The organism is Streptomyces durocortorensis (assembly GCF_016901035.1).
In the GTDB taxonomy this organism is placed as follows: Bacteria; Actinomycetota; Actinomycetes; order Streptomycetales; family Streptomycetaceae; genus Streptomyces; species Streptomyces durocortorensis.
The window spans coordinates 1-8168 of the sequence record NZ_JAFEUF010000222.1; the positions used below are offsets into that span (position 1 = coordinate 1).

Here is an 8168-nt window from a genome sequence, read left to right on the forward strand (position 1 = left end):
GTTTCGGCGGGGGCGGGACGCGGGGCCGCCGGGGCGGCGGCGGCCGCTTCTGACCGACCGGTCGGCAGAACCAAGGCAGAACGCCGAACGAAGGCAGAACGAAGGCAGAACGAAGGCAGAACCACAGCGTGACCCCTCTCGACTTCCAAGGAGCCATCCCATGACCAAGCAGACCATCCTCGGCCGCGTCACCCAGCTCGCGAAGGCCAACATCAACGCCCTCCTCGACCAGGCCGAGGACCCGCAGAAGATGCTGGACCAGCTGATCCGGGACTACACGAACAACATCGCGGAGGCCGAGCAGGCGGTGGCGACCACCATCGGCAACCTCCGGCTGATGGAGCAGGACCACAAGGAGGACGTGGAGGCGGCGGCCGAGTGGGGTGGCAAGGCGCTGGCGGCCAGCCGGAAGGCCGACGAGCTGCGCGGGGCCGGGTCGGCGGCGGAGGCGGACAAGTTCGACAACCTGGCGAAGGTGGCGCTCGGCCGTCAGCTCCAGTCGGAGCAGGAGGCGAAGACGGCCGAGCCGACGATCGCCTCGCAGACGGAGGTGGTCGACAAGCTGAAGACCGGGCTCGACCAGATGAAGGACAAGCTCTCCCAGCTGAAGGCCAAGCGCGACGAGCTGGTGGCACGTTCGAAGTCCGCCCAGGCGCAGAACCAGATGATGGACGCCGTGAAGAACATCGACGTCCTCGACCCGACGAGCGAGCTGAGCCGGTTCGAGGACAAGGTGCGGCGCGAGGAGGCGAAGGCTCTGGGCAAGCAGGAGCTGGCCGCCTCCTCGCTGGACGCCCAGTTCGAGCAGCTGGACGGCCTGGGCGACAGCGCGGAGGTCGAGGCCCGGCTGGCGGCGCTGAAGACGGGCGCGTAGCCGTTCGCGAACCGGGCGGGGTCAGTACATGCTCAGGAGCTGCTCCACGGAGAGTTCGGCGGCCGGGGCCCCGTCCGGCAGGGCCAGTTCGAACCAGACGGTCTTGCCGCGCGGGGTCCGGCGCGAGCCCCAGGCGGCGCTGAGCAGGCCGACCAGCTGGAGCCCGCGGCCGCCCTCGTCGGTGTCGCGGGCGCGGCGGCGGCGCGGCTGGACGAGACCGGCGTCCCACACCTCACAGACCAGGGTGCGGTCGCGCAGCAGCCGGAGCCGGATCTCGCCCTCGCCGTAGCGCAGGGCGTTGGTGACCAGTTCGCTGACGAGGAGTTCGGTGGTGTCGACCAGGTCGTCGAGGTCCCAGGAGAGCAGTTGGCTACGGGCCAGCTCCCGGGCGCGCCCGACCGAGCGGAGTTCGCGCGGCAGCGTCCAGTCCCCGACCGCCTCGGCGGGCAGCCCCTGGATACGGGCCATCAGCAGGGCGATGTCGTCCTCGCCGTGCCGGGTGTCCAGCGTGCTCAGCACGTGGTCGCAGGCGTCCTCCAGCTCCATCTGCGGGCCGGTGAGGACGGACCGCAGCGCCTCCAGGCCCTCGTCCAGCGGCTGGTCCCGGGACTCGACCAGGCCGTCGGTGTAGAGGGTGAGCAGGGCGTTCTCGGCGAGCTCGACCTCGACCTCCTCGAACGGCTCGCCGCCGACGCCCAGCGGCATGCCCGGCGGTACGTCGATGAGCCGGGCGGGCCGGCCGGGCTCGACGACGGCCGGGGGGAGGTGCCCGGCATTGGCGAACGTGCAGCGCCGGGTGACCGGGTCGTAGACCGCGTACACGCAGGTCGCGAGATACACCTCGGAGAGGTCCGCCTCGCGGGACTTCTGCGCGGCGCGGGAGGGCCACTGCGCTCCCCCGCTGCCGCCGAGCCCCTCGCTGCGCTCGCCGCCGCCCGGCGAGCCGAGGCCGCGGGCGACCTCGTCGAGGGCGGAGAGCACTTCGGCGGGTTCCAGGTCGAGAAGGGCCAGGGTCCGCACGGCGGTGCGCAGTTCGCCCATGGCGACGGCGGCGCGCAGGCCGCGGCCCATGACGTCGCCGACGACGAGGGCGGTGCGGTGGCCGGGCAGCTCGATCACGTCGAACCAGTCGCCGCCGACCTCGGTGGCGGTGTTGCCGGGCAGATAGCGGCAGGCGATGTCGAGTCCGGCGGCCTCGGGGTCGCCGGGTGGCAGCAGGCTGCGCTGGAGGATCAGGGCGCGTTCGTGCTCGCGGCGGTAGAGGCGGGCGTTGTCGATGCAGACGGCGGCGCGGGCGGCCAGTTCGGTGGCGAGCGCCCGGTCGCGCTCGCCGAACGGCTCGCTCCCCTTCGTGCGGGAGAACTGGACGAGACCGACGACGGTGTCGTGGGCGACCATCGGCACGGCGAGCGTCGACTGCACGAAGCCCATCTCGTCGCCGGGGACGTCCTCGACCCGGCCGGAGCGCAGCGCCATGGCGCAGGGCGAGCCGAACGGGAAGCGGTGGACGGAGCCGAGCGCGGGCGGCAGGTCGTCCGGGCCCGGCTGCCCGCCGCCCGCCACGGCGGTGGGCAGGGCGTCGGCGACCGCGCTGGCGTGGGCCACCCGGCGCAGCTCCGCCGAGCCTCCGGCGGACTCACGGTGGGCGGGCGCCCAACTGCCGGGCGCGGCCTCCTCGCCGGTGAGGAGTCCCTGGTAGAGGTCGACGGTGGCGAGGTCGCAGAAGCCGGGCACGGCCACGTCGAGAAGCTCGCGGGCGGTGGTCTCCAGGTCCAGGGAGTTGCCGATGCGGGCGCTGGCCTCGTTGAGGAGGGCGAGGTTGCGGCGGGCGCTGGCCGCCTCGCGGGCGGCGATGTGCCGGCGGGTGACGTCGGTGGCGAGGCCGGCGACACCGACGGGGCGGCCGGCCCCGCTGTGCACCCGGTAGAGGTTCATGGACCAGTGGCGGCGCTCGGTGCCCCCGGGGGCGGTGCCGACGAGCTGGAGGTCGGTGACCGACTCCCCGGTCTCCAGGACCCGTTTCAGGGTGGCGGACAGCCGGTCGGCCTCGGCGCGCGGCAGATAGTCCTCCACCGTGCGGCCCCGGTGGTCCTCGGCCGCGCCGCCGAAGACCGTGGCGAAGCGCTGGTTGGCCCGGACGACGGCGAAGTCCGTACCGAACAGCACGAAGCCGAAGGGAGATTGGCCGAATATGGCTTGTGAGGCGGCGAGGTCGGTCTCGATGCGGCGCAGGGCCCGGACGTCGACGACGATGCAGAGCGCGGCCCGCTCCCCACTGCCCGTCAGACTCGGCATCACATAGACCTCGGCGACGCCGTGCGCCCCGCCCTCGCCCGGCATCCGGAACGGGACGAGGCCCGTCCACTCCTTGCCGTCGAGGATCTCGCCGACCCGCCGATGACCGTCCGAGCGCAGCTCGGCGGGCATGAAGGCCTCCACCGGGTCGCGGCCGATCGCCTCGGTCGAGGCCATGCCGAACAGGCCCGCGGCCCGGCTGCTCCACTGCTCGATCAGACCGTCGGGGCCGATCGAGAAGGAGGCGACCCTGATGTAGTCATAGATCGAGCCGGGCGGGCTGCTCTGCCACACGACGTCGCCGGCCGTCCCGACCACATCGCCCGTTGTCCCAGGTATTTCGCTCACGCGACCGTCCCCTCCAGCTCACGCACCGGACCGGTCCTGCCCGCAGTATTCAGCACTACGGCCCCGACCGACACGGCGTTCACGATCACAGCAAGGTCTCGGTCCCTTTCAGCCAGGTTCTGCCCGACCTCTGGTGATCGCTGTGCTTCCCTCCACTCTCCTAACCAGGGAGAGCCAGCTCGAACCACACGGTCTTGCCACTCTTTCCGCGACGCGTTCCCCAGCGACGTGCGGAACAGGCCACGAGCTGGAGTCCCCGGCCGCCTTCGTCGTCGGGTCCAGCACTGCGTTCGGTGGGTGGATCCGGAAGCGGATCGGAGACTTCCACCAGCAGCCCCGGGGTGTGGGGAGGGTGGTCGGCGGGAGGGTCGCCGACGAGGGAGAGGTCCCCGTCGGGGTGCGTGAGACCCCTTCCTGAGTGCGTGAGGTCCCTTTCGGGGTGCGCGAGGTCCCCGTCGGGGTGCGTGACCGCCAGGCGTACCCCGATGGGTCCTGAGGCGTACCGGAGGGAGTTGGTCACCAGCTCGCTGACGAGCAGGACCGCCAGGTCACCCACCGCCGCGTCGAGCCCCCAGGAACCCAGCGCGCCCCGGACGGCGTGCCGGGCGCTCCGCACGGAGCCGGGTTCGGCCGCGAAGGTCCACTCGGCGCAGTCGCCTTCGGTATCGATCACGCCGATCACTTCCCAGGGACGACCACGGGCGCACCCCTTGTGCAAATGGGGACTAAACAGCCCATACCCACCATTGATTGCCCGCTACCGCACAACCCGGTGTTTGGTGCAGACGGCGTACGCGCACGAGCCCCCCGCACACGACGGCCGGAGGGCCGGCGGGTCAGCGGGTCAGCGGGTCAGCGGGTCAGCGGGTCAGCGGGTCAGCGGGTCAGTTCAACGCGCCCGTGGCCCTGAGGTCGTCGAAGAGCAGCTGGTCCACGGGCGGCACGAGGGCCCGGTCGGCGAAGGAGAACCACGCCATCTCCTCGATCTCGCTGCTCGCGGCGAGCGTGCCGCGGTAGTCGCCGTAATAGCAGCTCATCCGTACGACGGCGGCGCCGGGCCGGTCGTCCACGGGGGCCTCGTACGTCCCGGCGTGGACGACGGTCTCCCGGATCAGGCCGACCGTCAGCTCCTCCTCGATCTCCCGCAGGAGGGTCTGCAGATCGGTCTCCGCGCCCTCGCGCTTGCCGCCCGGGATGTAGAAGACATCCTTGCCCCGGGGCCGCGCGCAGAGGATCCTGCCGCCCTCGATCCGCACCCACGCCACCGTGTCGATCAGCACCGGCGTCACCTGGTCACCACTCCGTCATCACTCCGCCCCGCTCGCGGCGCCGTTCCGCCGGAGGCTTCCGCGCCCCGGCCCGGCCGGACCCTACCGCCCGGGGCGGCGACGCGCGGAATGCGGGCGATGCGAGCCCGGGGGCGCACGCGCGCTCCGAGGGGCCCGGAAAGCCCGTGGGGCCCCGAGAGAGCGGGCCCAGAAAGCCCGTGGGGCCCTGAGGGCGGCACGACGGCCGCCCTCAGGGCCCCACGGGGGCGGACGTCCGTCAGGGACCGGTTCCCTGACCCACGCGCTCCACCCGGTAGACCTGGTGGCGGTGGCGGTCGTCGAGACCGTCGGCGACCTTCTGCGCCTCGGCCTGCGTGGCGTACCTGCCCACCCGGTACCGGCCTCCGCCGTCGTCCTGCCGTATCACCTGCCAAGGGAGCACGGCGCCGCTGTCGCTCATCGTGTCGCTCCCCCGCATATCGCCCCTCTTCCCACCGGCGTGCACGTCTCTAAGGATCCCCAGGAAACCGCAGTACGCATATGCCCGAGCGTACGCCTGACCTTCACTCAGCGCAGGCGGCTTTGCACAAAGAGATACACATCCGGCCAACACGAAAGGGGCGCATCCGAAGAATGCGCCCCCTCATGACCCGTCAGCCCCGGCCGACGCGCCTCACCCGGCCCGACGGGGCGTCACCACGCCCCGCCCGGGCCTCATCTGACCGGCAGGTGGTACGCGACCCGGTACCGGTCGGCCGGCACCACCACGTCGGCCGTCTCCACCGCCCGGCCCGAGGCGTAGTACGTACGCCCGATGACGATGACCACATGGCCGGGCACACCGCCGAGCGCCAGGAGCTCCTCCGCCAGCCCCGGGCGCGCGCCGACCTCCTCGGCGACGTTGTCCACGACGACGTCGATCGCGGCCATCCGGTCGACCACCCCGCAGCCGCCCAACGGGCCCTCCTCGGGCAGCATCACGGGCGTCCGGCCCGTGACGGCGAGCGGCTCCCAGGAGGTGGAGAGCATGATCGGCTCACCCGCCTCCCGGAAGACGTAGTGCGTGCGCATCACCCGGTCGCCCGGCTCGATGCCCAGCCGCTCGGCGATCTCGGGACTCGCCCCCTCCTGCTCACTGCTGGACTCCCAGGTCCCGCGCGCCCCCTCGGCCGTCTGCTCCTGCCGGAACGGGCTGGCCCCCTTGTCCGGCCGGTATCCGGAGCGGGCGATCATGCGGGGCACGGGACGCTCGCGCACATACGTGCCGGAGCCGGAGCGCCCCTCGACCAGCCCCTCCGCCATCAGGACCTTCCGCGCCTCCAGGGCCACGGTGTCCGAGACCCCGTACTCCTCGCGGATGCGGGCCTGCGACGGCAGGCGGGTATGGGGCGGCAGCGCGCCGTTGACGATCTTCTCCCTGAGATCGCTCGCCACGCGCAGATAGGCGGGCTGCTCACCGAATGTCACAGGCCACTCCCAACAGGTTGACAGTCTGCGACAGCCTGACAACCGTGGGTTGTGCACCGCAAGCATGGGCCAGAGTTTCACCCAATGTGATGATCTTGCGTCGCCCCGCGCATACCCCGGGGCCAGGATCATGCCCACCCGCACGACCTTGAAGTCCGGAGGCCCGGAAGACCGGAAGACCCGGAAGCCCGACAACTCCCGGACTCTTGACCATTTTTGGTCCAGACCAATACCTTCCTGTGCACAGCACTGCTCCCGATTCTTCCTCCGCACCCCTTCCGGATTCATTCCGCATTCCTTCCGATCCGCCCCCGTACCGGATCACGCACAGGAACGAGCCCCATGCGTCGAAGAAACCTGTCCCGAATCACCATCGCCGGCGTCTCCCTGGCCCTGCTGGCAGGCATCGCCCCCGCTGCCACGGCCAGCGGCGGCCACGACCGGAACGACGGCGGCGACCGCGGCAAGGGCCACCACCGCCCCGCCTACAAGAGCATCGGCTACTTCACCCAATGGGGCGTCTACGGACGCGACTTCCAGGTCAAGGACCTGGACACCAGCGGGGCCGCGGCCAGGCTGACCCACATCAACTACGCCTTCGGCAACGTCAGCGCCGAGGGCAAGTGCTTCACCGGCAACATCCCCGGCCAGGCCGACGCCTGGGCGGACTACGCCCGTCCGCTCGACGCGGCGGGATCGGTGGACGGCGTCGCCGACACCGACACCCAGCCGCTCGCGGGCAACTTCAACCAGCTGCGCGAGCTGAAGGCCAAGCACCCCGGCCTCAAGGTCATGATCTCGCTCGGCGGCTGGAGCTGGTCCACCCACTTCTCCGACGCGGTCCGCACCGCGGCCTCCCGCAAGGCGCTCGTCTCCTCCTGCGTCGACCTGTACATCAAGGGCAACCTCCCCCAGGACGGCGCACGCGGCGGCGACGGCGCGGCGGCCGGTCTCTTCGACGGCATCGACGTCGACTGGGAGTGGCCCGGCTCGGCGGCCAACGAGGGCACGGTCTTCCGCCCGGAGGACAAGAAGAACTTCACCGCCCTGATCCGCGAGTTCCGCGCCCAGCTCGACGCCCACGCGAAGAGCGAGGCGAAGGCGAAGGAGAAGGCGGCCAAGGGGAAGGCGGCCAAGGGGAAGGACAGGGGCAAGGGGCACGGCCACGGGCACCACAAGCCGAAGCCCAAGCACTACGACCTGTCGGCGTACGTCCCGGCCAACCCGAAGGCCATCGACGCGGGCTTCGACGTGAAGCGCCTCATGAAGGACTTCGACTTCGTCAACATCCAGGGCTACGACTACCACGTCTCGGGTGAGAAGAAGACGGCCCAGCAGTCGGCCCTGTACGCGAAGAACGACTTCAGCGTCGACCAGACCGTGCGCGACTGGGTCCGGCGCGGTGCGCCCAAGCACAAGATCGTGGTGGGCATGCCGACCTACGGCCAGGGCTGGACCGGCGTGACCGGCGGCGGTACGGGCCTGGGGCAGCCGGCGACGGCCCCGGCTCCGGCCACCTGGGCGGGGGGCTACGAGGACTACAAGGTCCTCAAGCAGCTGGCCGCTTCGGGGACGTACAAGATCCACCGCGATGTGAAGAACGGCCACGCGTGGCTGTTCGACGGTACGACGCTGTGGACGTACGACGACCCGCAGGTGCTGCGCACCAAGGCCTCGTACATCCGGGACAAGGGGCTCGGCGGGGCGATGTTCTGGTCGCTGGACGGCGACACGGAGAACGCGGAGCTGGTCACCACGGTCGACCGCGCGCTCAACCGCCGCTGATCTCGGGGCCGATACGCCGAAGGGGGCGCGGGGGGGGGGGCGCGCCCCCCCCGCCCCCCCCCGGCGAGCCGCGGGCGGGCGGCGAGCGGCGGGCGCCCCCCGGGGGGGGGGGGGCCCCCGGGGGGGGCCCG

At 71.7% G+C, this 8168-nt stretch carries 7 protein-coding genes; 2 read left to right on the forward strand and 5 right to left on the reverse strand.

The features are described 5' to 3' along the window. Positions 1-160 precede the first annotated feature (160 nt). On the forward strand, positions 161-874 hold the full coding sequence (locus JS521_RS28775) for a PspA/IM30 family protein (protein WP_205085878.1): 714 nt from the start codon (positions 161-163) through the stop codon (positions 872-874). A 21-nt stretch (positions 875-895) separates the two neighbouring features. Here the strand turns inward: JS521_RS28775 and JS521_RS28780 are convergent, their stop codons facing one another. The 5 genes from JS521_RS28780 to JS521_RS28800 form a co-directional block, all read right to left on the reverse strand. Beyond that, positions 896-3463 carry a SpoIIE family protein phosphatase gene (locus tag JS521_RS28780; RefSeq protein WP_205085885.1) on the reverse strand — a complete coding sequence of 856 codons (2568 nt, stop codon included), beginning with the start codon at positions 3461-3463 and terminating at the stop codon, positions 896-898. 214 nt (positions 3464-3677) lie between these two features. After that, entirely contained in the window at positions 3678-4199 is a 522-nt protein-coding gene (locus tag JS521_RS28785; protein WP_205085879.1) for an ATP-binding protein, read from the reverse strand. Between the two features lie 202 nt (positions 4200-4401). Continuing rightward, positions 4402-4806 carry an NUDIX hydrolase gene (locus JS521_RS28790; protein WP_205085880.1) on the reverse strand — a complete coding sequence of 135 codons (405 nt, stop codon included), beginning with the start codon at positions 4804-4806 and terminating at the stop codon, positions 4402-4404. A 256-nt stretch (positions 4807-5062) separates the two neighbouring features. Further along, positions 5063-5263, reverse strand: coding sequence for an SPOR domain-containing protein (locus JS521_RS28795; protein WP_205085881.1), 201 nt, complete (start codon positions 5261-5263; stop codon positions 5063-5065). 236 nt (positions 5264-5499) lie between these two features. Beyond that, entirely contained in the window at positions 5500-6252 is a 753-nt protein-coding gene (locus JS521_RS28800) for a GntR family transcriptional regulator (protein ID WP_205085882.1), read from the reverse strand. Positions 6253-6594: 342 nt separating this feature from the next. On the opposite strand from JS521_RS28800, the gene JS521_RS28805 reads away from it, so the two are divergent. Continuing rightward, on the forward strand, positions 6595-8037 hold the full coding sequence (locus JS521_RS28805; protein WP_205085883.1) for a glycoside hydrolase family 18 protein: 1443 nt from the start codon (positions 6595-6597) through the stop codon (positions 8035-8037). The last annotated feature ends 131 nt before the right edge of the window (positions 8038-8168 follow it).

Excerpts from the sequence above, each read along its gene's own strand:
- JS521_RS28775 (WP_205085878.1), top strand. The coding sequence starts at position 161 with ATGACCAAGCAGACCATCCTCGGCCGCGTCACCCAGCTCGCGAAGGCC.
- JS521_RS28795 (WP_205085881.1), bottom strand. The coding sequence starts at position 5,263 with ATGCGGGGGAGCGACACGATGAGCGACAGCGGCGCCGTGCTCCCTTGG.
- JS521_RS28805 (WP_205085883.1), top strand. The coding sequence starts at position 6,595 with ATGCGTCGAAGAAACCTGTCCCGAATCACCATCGCCGGCGTCTCCCTG.